Genomic DNA, 17401 nt, shown 5'->3' on the forward strand with positions numbered 1-17401 from the left:
TATTGTGATGAGAAAATATATTTTTTTATACCAACAATTTGCTCAAGCAATTTTAAGTTTTTTTAATGACCAAGCTAGTTTAGAAAAAGTCAATGAACAAAATCATCGACTTTTATCTTTATTACAAAATAATCCTGAAATTGTTAATATTTTTACTGATTTTTCAATTATTGCTTCAAAAAAAATAACTTATTTAGAAGCAATATTAGCAGTTGAACCATATGATCAATATTATGTTAATGGATTAAAGTTATTTCTTGATCATGGTCATGGCTATTTCTTTTTAGATTTAATTGAAACAATTGATGCTCAAGTGTTAAATAAATTAAACATGAAATTAGTCCAAGTTGAATCAGCATATCCTTTAACTGATCAACAAAAAAGTAAATTAGAAGCTGGTTGAAGCAAAAAATATCAAGAAAGATTAGTTTTTAATTATCAAGTTGTTCCTGAAATGGTGTTGGGAATTAATATTCGAGTTGATGATTATGTTGAAGAATATTCATTACAATCACAATTAAAAAATTTACAAAACAAAATTAAGAAAATTGTTAATTAGAAGGATTTTTTATGTCTGATGCCAATTTAAAATTAGACCAATATAGTGCTGTAATTCGCAAGTTAATTCAAGAATATCATAAAGAAAAAATTGTTGATGAAACTGGAATTGTGATTAGTAATGGTGATGGTATTGTTACTGTTGGTGGACTAAAAGAGTGTTTGTTAAACGAATTATTAGAATTTGAAGATGGGCGCTTAGGAATTGCCTTTTCACTTTTAGCTGATGTTGTTGGGGTTATTATGTTAAGTGATTATTTGAACATTGTTGAAGGTAGTAAAGTTAAACGCACCAAAAAAGTTGTTAATGTTCCAGTTGGTGATGCTTTATTAGGTCGAATTGTTGATGCTTTAGGTCGTCCTTTAGATAATAAAGGAATAATTAAAACTGATTTATATCGTCCAATTGAACAAATTGCTCCAGGGGTTATGGAACGAAAATCAGTTGATCAACCATTAGCAACAGGGATCTTAAGTATTGATGCGATGTTTCCGATTGGTCGAGGTCAGCGGGAATTAATTATTGGTGATCGTCAAACTGGTAAAACTTCAATTGCTCTTGATGTTATTATTAACCAAAAAAACCAAAATTGTTATTGTGTTTATGTTGCAATTGGTCAGAAAAATTCAACAATTGCTCAAGTAATTAACACTTTACAAGATAATCATGCTTTATCATACACCACTGTTGTTGTTGCATCTGCTTCTGATTTACCAGCATTAAAATATATTGCCCCATTTTCTGGTGTGACAATTGCTGAATATTGAATGAAACAAGGTAAAGACGTTTTAATTGTTTATGATGATTTATCAAAACAAGCAGTTGCTTATCGTACTTTGTGTTTACTATTAAAACTACCTCCTGGTCGTGAGGCATATCCTGGTGATGTTTTTTACTTACATTCACGTTTATTAGAACGAGCAGGAAGACTAAATGCTGAAAATGGTGGTGGATCAATTACTGCTCTACCAATTATTGAAACTCAAGCAAATGACATTTCAGCATATATTCCAACTAATGTTATTTCGATTACTGATGGTCAATTATTTACTAAAACTAATTTATTTAATTCAGGTCAACGACCTGCAATTGATACAGGTTTATCAGTTAGTCGGGTGGGATCTGCTGCTCAAATTCCAGGCATTAAAAAATTAAGTGGTTCATTAAAATTAAGTTTAGCCCAATATAATGAGTTAAACATTTTTGCTCAATTTGGTTCTGATTTGGATGATAATACCAAAATTGTTCTAGCTCATGGTGAAAAAACAACATTAATGTTACGTCAAGTTAATAACCATCCTTATCAGCAAGTTGATGAAATTTTATTACTTTATATTATTGATCAACAATTTATTAAATCAATTCCTAAAGAAGAAATTATTAATTTTACCCAGTATGCTGTTAAACAATTTGCTAATACAAAAATTCGTCAAATTTTAATTCATGATTCTAAGTTAGATGATTTTAAATTAAGTGAATTAAATCAGTTTTGCCAACAAACAATTAGATCTTATGGAGAACACTTAAAAGATTTTAGTTCTAATATCAAATAATTTGATCACTATTTAAGATATAAGAAAGTCTTTATGGCTAATTTAGAAATCATTAAAAAACGGATTCAATCAATTGAAGTTACTTCTAAAATTACTTTTGCAATGAAAATGGTTACGACTGTTAAATTACAAAAGTATCAAAAAAAGTATCAAATTTATCAAAATTATTTTGCTGGTTTACTTAATGTTTTTCGTGCCACGATTAATAATGTTGATGTTGATTTGAATATGGTCAATAGGTTGTTTTATCGTTATAATAAAATTAATTTGGAAAATTCAACTAAAATTCTTTATGTTATTTTTGGTTCAGATTTAGGAATGTGTGGTCATTATAATTCTGATTTATTTAAAAATTTAAAAAACACAATTAATGATGCAACTAATGCTGAATTTTTAATTTTTGGAACGAGAATTGCTCGATTAATTAGTTCACAACAACCTGATTGAAAAATTATTAAAATTATTCATCACATTGATAAAGAGTTAATGAATCATGAATTAATTTTTATTCGTGCTTTTGAAGTTTTTGATTATTTCATTAAAAACAATTATCAAAAAATTCATTTTGTTTACACCCAATTTATTAATTCTTTAAAACTAACAATTCAGTCATTACAAATTTTGCCCCTAACTTTAGAAGTTTATAACCGTAAAGATCTTTTTGGCGCCTATTTATCAGAAGATAATTTAGGTAATTATGAATTAGGTTTTAAACCTGAATCAGTTGTTTTAGCCTTAATTCCCCAATTATTTACCCACTTATTTTATGCGGTGTTAATTGAGTCTAAAATTTCTGAAGCATCTTCACGTTATAATGCTATGACTGCAGCAACTGATAATGCTAAAGCGTTATTAGATGAATATAAACTTGAGTATAATCGCACCCGCCAAGCCTTAATTACTCAAGAAATTATTGAAATTATTAGTGGTGCAACTAAAAATCATAAAAAATAAGAAAGATTGATGCTTTTATGAACTATCAAACTGAACCATTGATTAAAAAAAATGGTGTTATTTACCAATTAACTGGTCCTGTTGTTGATGTTAAATTTAGTCCTCAAGATAATCCAACAATTAATGAAGCTTTAAAAATTAATCATCCAACTTCAAATTTAGAAATTATTTTAGAAGTTGCCCAAATTATTGGTGATGATATTGTTAGATGTATTGCTATGGGGCCAACTGATGGATTATATCGTGGCTTGAATGTTGAAAGAACTTATAAACCAATTCAAGCACCAGTTGGTAATGGTGTTTTAGGTCGGATTTTTAATGTTACAGGTAAACCGATTGATGAAAAACCAATGCCAACTAATATTGAATTTCGTTCGATTCATTCATCTCCTCCTAGTTTAGAAGATCAAGCTTCAGAATTAGTTATTTTTGAAACAGGAATTAAAATTATTGATCTACTAACACCTTATGCTAAAGGGGGAAAAATTGGTTTATTTGGAGGTGCAGGAGTTGGTAAAACAGTTATTGTTCAAGAATTAATTCATAATATCGCCATTAATCATGGTGGTTTATCAGTCTTTGCTGGTGTTGGTGAAAGAACTCGTGAAGGTAATGATTTTTATTATGAAATGCAAGAAAGTGGTGTTTTAGATAAAACTGCTCTTGTTTTTGGACAAATGAATGAACCACCTGGAGCAAGAATGCGGGTTGCTTTAACAGGATTAACTATGGCTGAATACTTTCGTGATGATCGGGGTCAAGATGTTTTATTATTTATTGACAATATTTTTCGTTTTACTCAAGCAGGTTCAGAAGTATCAGCATTATTAGGTCGTATGCCTTCTGCTGTTGGTTATCAACCAACATTAGCTTTTGAAATGGGGTTATTACAAGAGCGAATTACTTCAACTAAAAAAGGTTCAATTACTTCAGTGCAAGCAGTATATGTTCCTGCTGATGATTTAACTGATCCTGCTCCAGCAACTACTTTTTCACACTTAGATGCTAAAACAGTTTTAGATCGGAAAATTGCTGCATTAGGAATTTATCCTGCAATTTCACCACTAGAGTCTAATTCACAATTACTAAAACCTGAAGTTGTTGGGATTGAACATTACACAGTAGCGCGTAAAGTGCAACAAATTTTACAAAAATATCAAGAATTACAAGATATTATTTCGATTTTAGGAGTTGATGAATTAAGTGAAGAAGATAAATTAGTCTTCTATCGCGCTCGTAAAATTCGAAACTTTTTCTCTCAACCATTTTTTGTCGCTGAAAAATTTACTGGTCAACAAGGCAAATACATTTCAGTTAAAGAAACTGTAGCTAGTTTTAAAGAAATTATTGATGGTAAAGTTGATCATTTACCTGAACAAGCATTTTTATATGTTGGTGGAATTCAAGAAGTTTATGAAAAAGCTGCTAAAATTCAGGCTGAAAATAAAAAATAATTCAACAACGGACAACTAATCATGAATCAAGATTTTGAATTGCGTTTGCATATAGCAACTCCTAATGGGATTGCTTTTAATGAATTAATTCAAAGTGCTCAAATTAAAATGCATGATGGTTATATGGGAATTAATCGTAACCAATTACCAACAATTCAAATTGTGCAAATTGGTTTAATGACCATACGGTTTTTAAATGGAACAACTAAGGAATATTTACTAGGTCCAGGAACAATGTTAATTGATCAATATTATGCTCAAGTTTATTCTGAGTTTTTAATTGATCCAGATCATATTGATGATAATGAATTTTTAATTGGTCATCAACAAATTGAACAAAAATTATTTGATCAAAAACTACAAGGAATTTTTGACTATAAAACAGAACTAGTTTTGCGTCAAGAAATTGCTAAACTAAGAAAACAATAATTTTAATATGAATTAAATTATTTAGTTTTAAATAACCGATCACCAGCATCACCTAATCCAGGAACGATATAACCATGATCGTTTAATCCTTGATCTAAACTAGCACAATAAACATTAACTTCAGGATGATTTGCTGCTAATTTAGCCATCCCTTCAGGAGCTGCAACTAAACCAATAACACTAATTGATAGAGGTTGATATTTTTTCACAAGATTAATTGCTGCATCAATTGAATTAGCAGTTGCAATCATTGGATCACAAATAATAACATCACTATGTTCCATGTTACATGGCATTTTTTCATAATATTTAATTGGTTGTAATGTTGATTCATCACGGTATAAACCAATATGACCAATACATGAATTTGGCATCAAATCTAATAACGCATCTGACATTGTCAATCCTGCTCGTAAAATGGGAATAATTACAACTTGATTAGTTAAACTATAACCAGTCATTTTCTGCATTGGAGTAGTAATCTCTTTAGAACTGAGCACAAAGTTTTTGGTTGCTTCATATGCAATTAATTGAGTGATTTCATATAAATTATTACGAAAAATAATCGAAGTAGCATTCTGATCGCGCATGCGGGTTAATTTATCTTTAATTAAGGGATGATCTAAAATTTTGTGCATAAAAATTTTTGTTGATATTTAAGAATAATGTTATTTGCTTCATTTTAAATAAATAATTTAAAAACTAGCAAATTTTAATCATTCTTAAACTATTTTTTTAAACGATTTAAATATATGCGATAAGCTCGGTTAGTAAAAATACCAACAAAAACAGAATCAAATGCCATTTTATTAGCTTTTAAATCATAAGCCTTTTTAATTAATGCTTCACTACTAACTAATTCACGATCAACAATAATGAAAGCTTGAATGTATTTATATTTAACATTTTTTAAATATTTATTAGGTACAGCAAAATGAAATAATTGTTCATTCATTGTCACATTAAAAACAACATCTTTTAAATCTTTATGAGGTACACGATTTAAAACTGCTAATCAAGTGAAGATTTGAGTGTTACTAACTTGCTTAAAATCAATTTTTTCTCAATTATTATGATTAAAAATGTTTTTAGATAAATAACTAATTTCTTGATTGAGATTGATTTTAGCTAAAGTTTTAATGCTATTTTGCACTTTTTGAATTAGTTTATCACGATCATAATAATAATGATGATTAACTTGATTATCAATTTCTGATACTTGATTAGTTGGTGCAATTTTTCTAGGTTCATTTAAAACAAAATCAACTGCACCATTTTCTACTTTTCAATAGTTATTAATCAATCCATAATAACATCCTAATAATCCTCATGGAAAAAGAAAGAAAATGTTGTATAAAATTCATTTTTTGATTTTTCATTTTTCCATATGATAGGAATAGTATCAAAATAAAACAATGACAATAGCATTAATGCTAAAAAAAACAGCTAAAACAATAACTAGATGATAAATGTTAAAAATGCTCTTAATGTTATTGCTTTGTTGGGGGTTTAGTGATAAATTAGAAAAAGAAATGAAAATATTAGCAATTAACATTCAAAAAGCAAGACAACAAATCAAATTAGTAATAGCAGCAATAATTGTTGTTGAGCGTAACAAAATAATTAATTGTTTAATTGATTTAATCATCATAAAAAAGATTAGTCTATATTATTAATTCAAAATAAATATTATCTAATTATTATATCTAAATAATAGGTTAATAAAAAAATCCAAGGGTGAAGACCTTGGATTTAAACTATAAGATTAATAATAATATCTATCATATTAAAAAACATTTTTTTGTAACATTAATTTAATCATTAGATATTAATAAAAGATATTTCATATTATTATTAATTTCGCCTAATCTAAAAATTTTGCTCTCTTGTAGCCAAGTTAAAAAAGATCAACTTCTTAAAATTCTAGTCTTAATTTAAAAAACACACATCAATTTTCCTTTATCAAAATAAAGAAAGAACCGATAGTTAATTATTAAATTACAACTAATAACTTCAAAAGAGTAATCATTCCTAACTTTTCACTCAAAAACATCATTGCTAAACTGATTGAAAATGATATTAACAAAAATTCGATATTAATTTTAATTTCAGAAACTAGATATCCAAAAAGTAATGTTAATTTAATATAAACATTCTAATTTTAACACCAATCTTACTTAAATTACAAGATTTTAATTGTCTTTTATTTGAAAATATTTAATAGTTTATAAGTTTGAATTTAATCAACAACTTTAATTAAATTATTTAATTTCTATTTAATTTTTTATTATGTATAAAACAATAAAAACAATAATCTTATTATTTAAATAGTATAATATTGGTGTATAAAACAAACAGGGGTATTTTAATTTATAAGGGACATTTAAGTTCTTATAAGTTAAGATTGAGATAGATCCTTTGAAACTGATCTAGATAATACTAGCGTAGTGAGTTTTGTTTAAAATAATTAACTTTGTCTTTTTTTAGGGCATTTCTAATAAAGTATGTTATTAAAAAAGTAATAAAGTTATTTGAAACAACATTTCAATTAGTTTAACCCCTTTGTGTTATTGATTTAATACAAAGGGGTTTTGTTTTATTAATTATTGATTTGAAAAATAAATATTAATAAAATATGAAATATAAATCCAAAATTATTGTTGCTTTAAGTAGTTTAATTTTTACAATTCCTATATTAAGTGCATGTGCATCAACTAATCCTAAAGTAATTACATTTGCTTTATCAGAAAATTATTTTGGACTTAGTGCAACTAAGAGTTTACAAAAAGAATTACTAACTGAAATTAAAAAAATTAAAACAACAGATAGTAAATATAGTAATGTTTTACTTGAACAAATTAATGTGCGAAAAATTGAAGATTCTAGTACTAAATTACAAGAAATTAATGCTAATAAAGTGCAATTTGCTTTTGTGCCAACATATCAAGTATTTAAATCTGGTGTTAAAGATTTTGATATTGTATTACAAACAGAAACTGATGCTTTTAAGGGTGATGAAACATTATCATACTATTCACCAACAAATAATCCATTAGAAAAAGTTGCTCAAGCATTAAATGATAATTTTTCTAATCCTGCATATAAGACATGATTTGGTAAAAATTCTCAAAAAAAAGAAATAGAAGTTAAAGAAAAAGATCAAAAAGTTGAAGGAACTAATACCAAAAACTGAAATGGAATTCGTTATAATGACATTTATGCTAATCCAAGAAAATTAGTTCCTTTTTATCGTGGCATGATTATGATTTATGGCACAGATGAACAACTTAAACAAATTAAAGATGCTTGAAATAAAAAAGATTGAAACGCTTTTAAAAAATTTGGTATTGCTGGTGGTAAAACTTCTTCTGCAGGAAAATTTGTTTTACAAGAATTATTATTAAAAAAACACTTTAATAATGCCTTTACTACTTTAGAAGAAGAAAAATTAAAAGATAAAAACTTTAAACTACTAACTGGTCAAAGTGGTAGTAATATTGGTTGAACTAATTTAAAAGATTATCACATCTTTTTTGATGATGAATCATCTTATGCGTGAACTCAAAATAATACTACTAATGATCAACATTTTTACACTCCACAAGTTGCTAATACTAAAGCTGAAGTTTTCATGGTAACTAATCCAATGGGTTATGATCTTGGTATTTTTAATAAATCAATTGCAAAACCAGTACAACAAATTATTAGTCAAGCATTTATTAATTTAGCAAAAGCAAACAAAGATCCATATGGTCCATTAGGTGGTTATAATGGTTATAGTTTTGTTAGTCAAAAAAATTTAGACGATTTCCAAAATAAAACTTTAAAAGTTTAATTTCTAAAATAATAATTTTTAGCATTTTTTATTCGATTTAATTGTGTTTTCGATTTTATTTTTTGAATTAAAAAATTTTTTTAGAATATAATTAACAATGAATTTTGAATGTGATTTTTTTGCATTAATCGCAATTAAACTAATTTAACAACAAAAAATAAATTAAAAACAACACATTTAATATTAGATAGATATTTTAGGTTATCGAAATGAAAAAGGAAAAAGAATTAGAAACTGCCTTAGATACAGTACCTAGCACGTTATTAACAGAAATGAAAGATGTTAATCAACAATTAGCAGAGGTGAGTAAAGAAGAAAAAGAATTAGAAAATTACTTACATTCTAATATTTTCAATTTTGTTGAAGCACGAGAAGGATTAGAAGACATTTTTAAAGTACAAGATAATGCTTTAAGAATTGTTGATGAGTTAGATCGTGGATTATTAAGCCTTGATCGCACTATTCCTTTACTAGAAGTGCGTCATTTAACAAAATACTATGATAATTCTCGTCGCCCAGCTGTTGTTAATGCTAGTTTTAAAGTTTATCCAGGAGATTTCCACGCTTTAGTTGGTGCTAGTGGTTCTGGAAAAACAACTTTATTAAATTGTATTTTAAGAAAAGATGCAAATTATGAAGGTGAAATTTTAGTTGATAATAAAATAACTAATAATGTTGAAGCAGATGAATGACTGCCAAAAATTGGTGTTGTTCCTGCTCAGTTTGAATGAGCACCAGATACAGTTTTACATGACTTACTTGTTAATAAAGCAACTGAAGCTGGTAAATCACAATTAGAAGCATTATCATATGCTAGAAGTTCTTTAGAAGAATTAAATTTATGGCACTTAAGAACTCGTCGTATGGTTGAATTGAGTTTATTAGATAAACGAAAATTAGCATTATCAATTGCCTTAATTAATAATCCATACTTAGTAATTTTAGATGAACCTTTAATGGGATTGCAAAAATTTGAACAAGTAGAATTGCTTGTTTCTTTAGCAAAATTACAAGCTGAATCACGTGGAGTTTTAGTTTTAAGTCATTGCATTGATGAATTTAGTGGCTTTGCTAATTTAATGACCATTTTATCTAAAGGTCGTGTTTTCTTCTCTGGTTTAGTAAAAAGTTTACAATTACAAAATCAATACAAATTTTTAGTACAAACTACTGATAACCAATTAGCACTTTCCTTATTGAAAAAAATTAATTGTAAGTATCGTTACAATGAAGTTTCTAAAACAATTTTAGTTAAATTTGATGGTCAATTAAATTTATTGTTATTCCAAAAAGAATGTGCTGCTAAAAATATTATTATTAATGATTTAAAACATGCTGCAACTAGTCTTGAAGATTTATATGTTGTTTTATTAAAAGTAGGCACTAGTGATGCCATTCGTGAAATTTATGAATATCGTGCTAATCATGAAAAACAAAAAAAAGAATTATAGTTTGTTCTCATCAAATCATAATTTTTCATCAAAAAATTAATAAAAAAACCTCAACTGCCAAAAGTTGGGGTTTTTTCTACTAAAAGAAAAAATTAATTTACAATGCCACGAAAACATTTAATTGCTGCTCAAATTAATTCTAAACAACAAAATAGAGCTAAATTATTACAAAAATTATCTAAAGAAATTAAGGCCGCTGCTAAAGAAGGAACTAATCCTAATATTAATCCACGTTTAAAATTAGCAATTGAAAAAGCATTAAAAAATAATTTATCACAAGAATCAATTAATAAAAACATTTATGGTAATCAAAAAAATGAAGCCTTTTTAGTTCATTATGAATATGAAGTTTTTGCTCCTGAAAAACTAAAAATAATTATTAGTGCACTAACTGATAATGCTAATCGGACAATTGCTAATCTTAATAGTTATTTAACAAAAATTAATGGTCAAATAACTAAACAAAATGCTGTGAAAATTTATTTTAAAAATTTAGGGATTATTTGTATTGCAAACACTAAAAATAATCAAATAATTACTGAAAATGATTTAATTAATGATTTAATTGATTATCCAATTGAAAATGTGATTTTTGATCATGATAATATTGAAATTGAAACGATTGCTGATCAATTTTATTTAGTTAAAACGCAATTAGAAAAAAATGATTATCAAATTTTAGCAGCTGAAAAAAGATGGGTTGCTGATGATCTAATTAATGTTTCAAAAGAATTAGCACAAAAACTAACTCGTTTTTTTGAACAATTAGATCAAGATGATGACATCCAAGATGTTTATAGTAATTGAATTGAACAATAATTAAAAATTATTTTAATGAATTAGACGCACATGCTTTTTTAATTCGTTCATAATGATTAGGATGTTTTTCTTTAAGAATGTTAGTGAAAAAATCAATAATTTTTCAAGCAACGCCATTATTGTCATTATCAAATTTAGTAACACCTTTAGCAACAAATTTAGTTGTTGTTTTACTATTTTTCATTGCATAACCATAATGAGCACTTGATAATAATGAAACATCATTATAACCATCTCCAAAAGCAATTGTTTGATCTCAAGGAATACCATAATAAGATGAGAAAAAATTTAAACTATTACCTTTGTTAGCAAAAGTAGTATTAACTTCTAAAATGTGAGAACGATCATTTAAAGATCACATTTGACAAGTCAGAGTTTTAATTTTACTTTTAATTAAAGTAATGACATAATCAATATCAACATTAACTGATAATTGAATTAAAATCGAAGGAATATTGCGTTTTTGTTCAAACAACTGATCAAACCCTAATAAAGGTTTATCTTTTTTTAAATCCATATGAAACCATTGTGATAAAGCAGCAATATTTTCTTCATTTAATGGACGATAGGTTCTTAAGTTTTGTCCATCTTCTACAATAATATTTTCAATTGCACTAACAATTTCTTCTTGATCACATAATTTTTTTAAAATGTGCGAAGAAAAAACAAATTTAATTGGTGTCATATGTAAATCATATGGTTGGAACATAATTGCACCATTTAAATTAGCAATTAAAGTATCTAATTTTAATTGTTCATAAAAAACATGTGATGATCTTCATGGCCTTCCTGTTGCTAGACAGAATTTATGATCGTATTGGTTTAATAACTGAATAATTTCTTTAGTAAAATTAGTAATTTGTGCTTGGTTGTTCAATAATGTACCATCTAAATCAGAAACAATTAAATATTTCTCATAAATATGGTCCAAAGCACATTTAAAAAAAGCTAATTTTTCTAATTTTTCTTTTTCAGAATATTGTTCAAAATGAGAATTTTTAATTATGAGATTTTCTTGTAATTGTTTTTTCAAAACTCCCTCCTTATTCAATCAAAACTAAATTGGATATAAACCATATATTTTTTGTAATTTTTTAACTTTAGCAGTAGCAATTTTTCTGCACTGATCATGGTGTTTACTTAAAATTGCTAATAAATATTGATCATTTATTTGCTGGTATGAATTTTGAATTTTTGTTAGAAAAGCACACACTGTTTCAGCCACTTTTTGTTTTAGATCATGATAAGTTTGATTGGCCATGCTTGCTACAAATTGATCAATTTCAGTATCAGTTAAACTACAATAAATTTCAATTAAATTAGATACTCCAGGTTGGTTAATAACATCATATTTAATGTGATTTAGTGAATCAGTTTTTGCTTGTAAAATTTTTTTATGAGCGACTTCAATTGGATCATTTAAAAAAATTGTTCCTTTAGGATTAATGGATGATTTTGACATTTTCATTGTTGGATCTTGCAAATCCATAATTCGTGAACCAACTTTAAAAATATACTCTTCAGGAACAGCAAAAATCTTTTCTTGATATTTATTATTAATCCGAATTGCAATATTTCGGGTTAATTCTAAATGTTGTTTTTGATCTTGACCAACAGGAACAAGATTAGCATCATAAATTAAAATATCAGCTGCCATTAAAATTGGATAAATTAATAATCCTGTAGGAACAGTATTAGTTTTATTTTTTAGAGTTATTTGTTGAGACTTATCTTTAAATTGGGTCATTCGACTTAATTCACCAATCGAAGTGTGAACTAAAAGTAAGTAACATAATTCAAGATGTTCAGGAATGGCTGATTGATAAAAAAAGATACATTTATTAGGATCAAGACCACATGCTAAATAACTTTTAATTACTTCTAAACTATTATTAGTTAGCTCTTTTGGATCAAAACTAACAGTTAGCATATGATAATCTGCAACAAAGAAAAAACTTTGGTATTGATCTTGTAATTTAACAAAATTTTTGATTGCTCCTAGATAATTACCTAGAGTTAATTGGTTGGAAGGTTGAATTCCTGAAACAAGAATTTTTTGGTGATTCATAATATTTGATTTATTCATTCACTAAAATTTTAGTAGTAATTGATTCAATGCGATCGATTGAATTCAAATAAATTAAGTTTAAATTTTCTTTAGGATAAATTCGTCCAGTAAATAAATATTGACCTGAATTTAAATTGATTTCAAAATAACTAGTATCAAATAAAAATTCAAATTTAACTAAAGGACGTGATAAAACAATTTTGCGCTGATTAATGCCATTATATTTATTACTTAAATGATGCAAACGTTCAATTTCTAATAATTGACTTTTAGCATCATAAATAATAGTCATTACTAGTGCAAACCCATCATAAACATTAACACAAAAACTTTTATTTTTAACAATTTCAATTACTTTGTGAAACAACTTTTCGTTTTGATGGATTTTAATTTTTTCTAAATATTGGGGCAATCAGTTAATCACTAATCTGCGCTCTTGAATACTAACAACTTTGATTGGTGTGAAACAGTGACATCAACGTTCTTTAATTTCTTTTGCTTGATTTTGTTCAGGATAACCAGCTCAAGCAATCATTAAATATTTATTGTCATGATACCTATGAAAGTATGGCGCATAAAACTCAAAACCATAATCAATTAAACGAATTTTATCAAGTGGTTGAATGGCAATTTCAAAATCAAAAAAAGTCTTTTGATCTAAAATACAATAAAATGATTGACTTATTTTTGCAGAATTAGAATTATTTTGATTAGGAACTAAACTAAAAATTAAAACGACTTGATCTTGATCAAAAATAATGTTAATTGCTTCAGCACGAATTCAATTAGTATCAGTAATTTCAAATTTTTTTAATAGTTGAATTTGAGTTTTAGTAACATTGTAAGTAAATAATCAAATTTGTGCTTTTTTATTATTAGTACCAACTCCAATTAAAAAATAATTTTGTTTTTGGTATACAAAAATAAATGGATCAAAAAAATTACAATCAATTTCTTTAGCATAATTAAGTGTTGTCAATAATAATTTTTTATTTTTAATTTGAAAACGATCACCAACAACATCACGTTTAGGTCTACTAATAACTTCACCTTTAATTAAAGTATGAATTTTTTGTTGGGAATTGGCTTTAACTAAATTAATAGTACCAACATAAAATAGTTGTAATTGCTGATTTTGATAAAAAAATGATCCAGCATAACATCCTTGATGATCATAATCAGAATCAGGAGCATTGAATAATCAATGATAAGTGTAATGAAAAAAATCTAAAGTTTCTACCATTGACAAAAATCGTCATTTTTTGGTTAAATCTAAAGGATTATGTTCAAATGCAATAAAACACTTATTTGATTTAAAAAATATTCCTGCAGGTTTAAAAATTCGTCCTAATTTAGGACTAATTAGTGAAATTGGTCGGTATTGATCGTTTTGCAAATTTAAATTATGTTTAGCATTTCAAAACTTGCGTTGATCAACAACAATCTTTTTTATTTCCATACGAATTAATTTAATTGTTTGCTTTCAATTGATAAATTTTTTATTGATTACAATAATAAATTAATTTTTTTAATATCAGAAACAAATTAGTCTTAGAAATAAAATAATTCTAAGATTAATTAGTTTTTTAATGTAATTTTGCGATTTAATAAAATTGTTTTTAATCTAAATTATTATTTTAAATCAACTTTTTTATTTTTTGATTGATTTGCTTATTATTTACGAACTAAATTATTTACGCACTAAATCTAATTTTGATTTACGTAAGTGTTTAATAATTTCAAGTGCAATTGCTGGGGCTGAAGAAATACCTGGTGATTGCATTCCTGCAGCATTAATAAAATATGGATTAAAACGGGATGGACCAATAACAAAATCGTTAGTGGCAATGTCAATTGGTCTTGAACCAGCATAAGTCATAATGGTTTGTTCCATATCAATTTTAGGAATAATTTTGTGCGCAATTTTACTAATTTCATTATATTTAGCTAAAGTTGTAATTCTAGTTTGATCTTTAGGCACATTATCTTCTGCAGTTGGACCAACTAAAATATGACCAGTTAACATTGGTGCAACAATAATGCCTTTACCATGAATTGTTGGCATTAGAAAACAAATATTTTTAACAATATCTTTTTGACTACGATCAAGCACACGATATTCACCGCGTCTAGTTGTTTGGCGAAAATCAGGACAATGAGCCATTGCAGCAATCACATCAGCATAATGACCTGCAGCATTAATAATTCGTTTTACTTGAATTGTTGTTGAGTGGTTAAACTCAACACTAAAACCATTTTTTATTTTTGGATTAAAACTAATTTTAGTTACTTCAGTATTAGTATGAGCAAAAAACTTTTTATTCTTATTTTTCGCTTGCTCAATTAGTTCTAATGTTGCAGCAACTGGATCAATAATAAAAGAGTTAGTACAAAGTAATGCTCCTAACACACTAGGATTAACATTAGGTTCGTGTGCTAAAACTTGTGCACGATTTAAAATTTTTAAATGATTTGGATTAACTTGATTAGTAAGCCCACGTTCTAATAATTTTTTAGCATGATTCATTTCTTCATCATTAAATGCTAAAACTAAAGAATCAACTTTAGCACGAGGGAATTTAAATTTAGGAAAAATTCTTTTTTGTCATAAACTATTACCTAAAACATTTAAATGCGCTTCTACTTTTTGTGATTCTGCATCAAATCCACCATGAATCACACCTGAATTACCTTTAGTAGTTTCATCTGCAAACACTGGATTTTTTTCTAATAAAACTACTGAACAGTTGTATTTTGATAATTCATAAAAAATACTTGCTCCAATAATACCACCACCAATAATTAAGACATCACACTTTTTAACTGTCATTTTTGTTCTAAACTTTATTTTTCTCAATTGTTATGATGCAAAACTAATTTATTTTGGATCATCATTATTTGTTTTTTAAATTAGCTGCTAATTTATATAAAGTACGAACTAAAGGCCCAGAACCACTACCTTCAGTAGTTGAATCCATACCAGCAATATCTAAATGAAAATATGGCTTATCACTACTAAATTCTTTTAAAAAACATGCTGCACGAGAAGATCCTGCTTTTGGTGAATTGGTTGAGTTTTTGATATCAGCAATATGACTAGTTTTTAATAATGATAAATAGTCATTATGAAATGGTAAACGTCATACAGATTCACCAGCAGCATAAGCAGCATGGTTTAATATTTCTCAATCTTGATCAGATTTAGTTCATGCACCTGCATAAGTACTACCTAAAGCATAAATAACTGCACCAGTTAATGTTGCAATTGATAATAATTGATCTGCCTTTAAATCTTGATAAGCATATGTTAAACAATCTGCTAAAACTAATCGACCTTCAGCATCAGTATTATCAATTTCAACAGTAGTGCCTTGATATGATGTTAGCACATCATCAACTCGATAAGCTTTTGCACTAATTAAATTTTCAACAAGACCAACAACTCCAATCACATTAGTATTAACTTTATTTTTTGCTAAAGCAATAATAGCAGCAACAACTGCAGCAGCACCTGACATATCAAATTTCATTCCTCTTAAATGCCCACCAGTTTTTAAACTATAACCACCAGTATCAAAACAAACTCCTTTACCAACTAATGCTAATAATGGTGCTTGAGAATCTGTTTGATATTCTAAAGTAACAATTCTAGCACCATCTTCACTACCTTGTCCAACAGCAGTAATTAAACCCATTTTTTTCTCTAATAATTGTTTATGAGTTAGTACATTAACTTTAATTGGTAAATCTTGACAACTTTTTTTAATTTCTTCAACAAAAGTTGATGGATATAAAACATTATTAGGCATATCTTGTCAAGTTCGCGCTAATGTTTGTGCTGATGCTAACACTTCAGCTTCAGCAATTTCTTTTTTTAGTTTACTACCGTTTTTAATCACATGAACTAATTGTTCTGTTTTTTTAGTTTTTAGTGAGTAAGGAATTTTATTATTAGCATAAGCAATTGCTGCACAGATTGCTGTTGTTAGTTCAGTTGAACTTAGTTTTTGTTCTAGAATTAATGCAAATGTTGCAAGATCAATTTCAATTGTTTTTTTAGTTTTTAATAAAAATTTTAATAAGCAATGATAAAGATCAACAGGAGTCACTTGATTAGCATCTAAATATAATACTTTAGTATTTTCATCTAAATCTTTTAGTTGTAAATGTTGTTGTTCATCTTGATCTTTAGTTGTTGCTGTTTGAGCAACTAAAGTAATTTTTTTTACTGAGTCATTTTTTTTGTTTTTAGCCATATAATTTGAATAAAATTCCTTTT

General features: G+C 26.8%; 15 protein-coding genes and 1 riboswitch. Of the genes, 8 read left to right on the forward strand and 7 right to left on the reverse strand.

What is annotated here, in order from left to right:
- The first annotated feature begins 7 nt into the window (after positions 1 to 7).
- Genes atpH through MCAV_RS00685 form a run of 5 tightly spaced genes read left to right on the forward strand, consistent with a single transcriptional unit; the run spans position 8 to position 4949 of the window.
- A complete protein-coding gene (gene atpH, locus MCAV_RS00665) occupies positions 8 to 559 on the forward strand; it encodes an ATP synthase F1 subunit delta (RefSeq protein ID WP_391591973.1) in 552 nt (183 codons plus the stop codon).
- A gap of 11 nt (positions 560 to 570) precedes the next feature.
- Positions 571 to 2112, forward strand: a complete 1542-nt coding sequence (gene atpA, locus MCAV_RS00670; protein ID WP_391591974.1) for a F0F1 ATP synthase subunit alpha — start codon at positions 571 to 573, stop codon at positions 2110 to 2112.
- 33 nt (positions 2113 to 2145) lie between these two features.
- Entirely contained in the window at positions 2146 to 3066 is a 921-nt protein-coding gene (atpG, locus tag MCAV_RS00675; protein ID WP_391591975.1) for an ATP synthase F1 subunit gamma, read from the forward strand.
- 17 nt (positions 3067 to 3083) lie between these two features.
- The gene (gene atpD / locus MCAV_RS00680) at positions 3084 to 4520 is read left to right on the forward strand and encodes a F0F1 ATP synthase subunit beta (protein ID WP_391591976.1); all 1437 of its coding nucleotides are present in this window, start codon (positions 3084 to 3086) and stop codon (positions 4518 to 4520) included.
- A gap of 21 nt (positions 4521 to 4541) precedes the next feature.
- On the forward strand, positions 4542 to 4949 hold the full coding sequence (locus MCAV_RS00685) for a hypothetical protein (protein ID WP_391591977.1): 408 nt from the start codon (positions 4542 to 4544) through the stop codon (positions 4947 to 4949).
- Between the two features lie 17 nt (positions 4950 to 4966).
- Here the strand turns inward: MCAV_RS00685 and upp are convergent, their stop codons facing one another.
- Positions 4967 to 5587: a uracil phosphoribosyltransferase gene (gene upp, locus MCAV_RS00690; RefSeq protein WP_391591978.1), complete on the reverse strand. Its 621-nt coding sequence runs from the start codon at positions 5585 to 5587 to the stop codon at positions 4967 to 4969.
- Between the two features lie 89 nt (positions 5588 to 5676).
- The gene (locus MCAV_RS00695) at positions 5677 to 6600 is read right to left on the reverse strand and encodes a hypothetical protein (protein WP_391591979.1); all 924 of its coding nucleotides are present in this window, start codon (positions 6598 to 6600) and stop codon (positions 5677 to 5679) included.
- 695 nt (positions 6601 to 7295) lie between these two features.
- A riboswitch (TPP riboswitch) is annotated at positions 7296 to 7417 on the forward strand.
- Positions 7418 to 7584: 167 nt separating this feature from the next.
- On the opposite strand from MCAV_RS00695, the gene cypl reads away from it, so the two are divergent.
- The 3 genes from cypl to MCAV_RS00710 all read left to right on the forward strand — a co-directional run bounded on the left by cypl (position 7585) and on the right by MCAV_RS00710 (position 11054).
- Positions 7585 to 8784, forward strand: coding sequence for an ABC transporter thiamine pyrophosphate-binding lipoprotein p37/Cypl (gene cypl, locus MCAV_RS00700; RefSeq protein WP_391591980.1), 1200 nt, complete (start codon positions 7585 to 7587; stop codon positions 8782 to 8784).
- Between the two features lie 209 nt (positions 8785 to 8993).
- Entirely contained in the window at positions 8994 to 10235 is a 1242-nt protein-coding gene (locus MCAV_RS00705) for an ATP-binding cassette domain-containing protein (RefSeq protein WP_391591981.1), read from the forward strand.
- Between the two features lie 102 nt (positions 10236 to 10337).
- A complete protein-coding gene (locus MCAV_RS00710) occupies positions 10338 to 11054 on the forward strand; it encodes a YebC/PmpR family DNA-binding transcriptional regulator (RefSeq protein WP_391591982.1) in 717 nt (238 codons plus the stop codon).
- A 7-nt stretch (positions 11055 to 11061) separates the two neighbouring features.
- On the opposite strand, the gene MCAV_RS00715 is transcribed toward MCAV_RS00710, so the two are convergent.
- The 5 genes from MCAV_RS00715 to MCAV_RS00735 all read right to left on the reverse strand — a co-directional run bounded on the left by MCAV_RS00715 (position 11062) and on the right by MCAV_RS00735 (position 17378).
- On the reverse strand, positions 11062 to 12087 hold the full coding sequence (locus MCAV_RS00715; RefSeq protein ID WP_391591983.1) for a Cof-type HAD-IIB family hydrolase: 1026 nt from the start codon (positions 12085 to 12087) through the stop codon (positions 11062 to 11064).
- Between the two features lie 24 nt (positions 12088 to 12111).
- Positions 12112 to 13122, reverse strand: coding sequence for a tryptophan--tRNA ligase (gene trpS, locus MCAV_RS00720; RefSeq protein ID WP_391591984.1), 1011 nt, complete (start codon positions 13120 to 13122; stop codon positions 12112 to 12114).
- 10 nt (positions 13123 to 13132) lie between these two features.
- Positions 13133 to 14581 carry a GH32 C-terminal domain-containing protein gene (locus MCAV_RS00725; protein ID WP_391591985.1) on the reverse strand — a complete coding sequence of 483 codons (1449 nt, stop codon included), beginning with the start codon at positions 14579 to 14581 and terminating at the stop codon, positions 13133 to 13135.
- Positions 14582 to 14812: 231 nt separating this feature from the next.
- Positions 14813 to 15952 carry a type 2 glycerol-3-phosphate oxidase gene (gene glpO / locus MCAV_RS00730; RefSeq protein ID WP_391591986.1) on the reverse strand — a complete coding sequence of 380 codons (1140 nt, stop codon included), beginning with the start codon at positions 15950 to 15952 and terminating at the stop codon, positions 14813 to 14815.
- Positions 15953 to 16016: 64 nt separating this feature from the next.
- The gene (locus MCAV_RS00735; protein WP_391591987.1) at positions 16017 to 17378 is read right to left on the reverse strand and encodes a leucyl aminopeptidase; all 1362 of its coding nucleotides are present in this window, start codon (positions 17376 to 17378) and stop codon (positions 16017 to 16019) included.
- Between the last annotated feature and the right edge of the window lie 23 nt (positions 17379 to 17401).

The sequence above is a fragment of the [Mycoplasma] cavipharyngis genome, from assembly GCF_042984175.1.
GTDB classification, from domain to species: domain Bacteria; phylum Bacillota_I; class Bacilli_A; order Mycoplasmatales; family Mycoplasmoidaceae; genus Mycoplasma_N; species Mycoplasma_N cavipharyngis.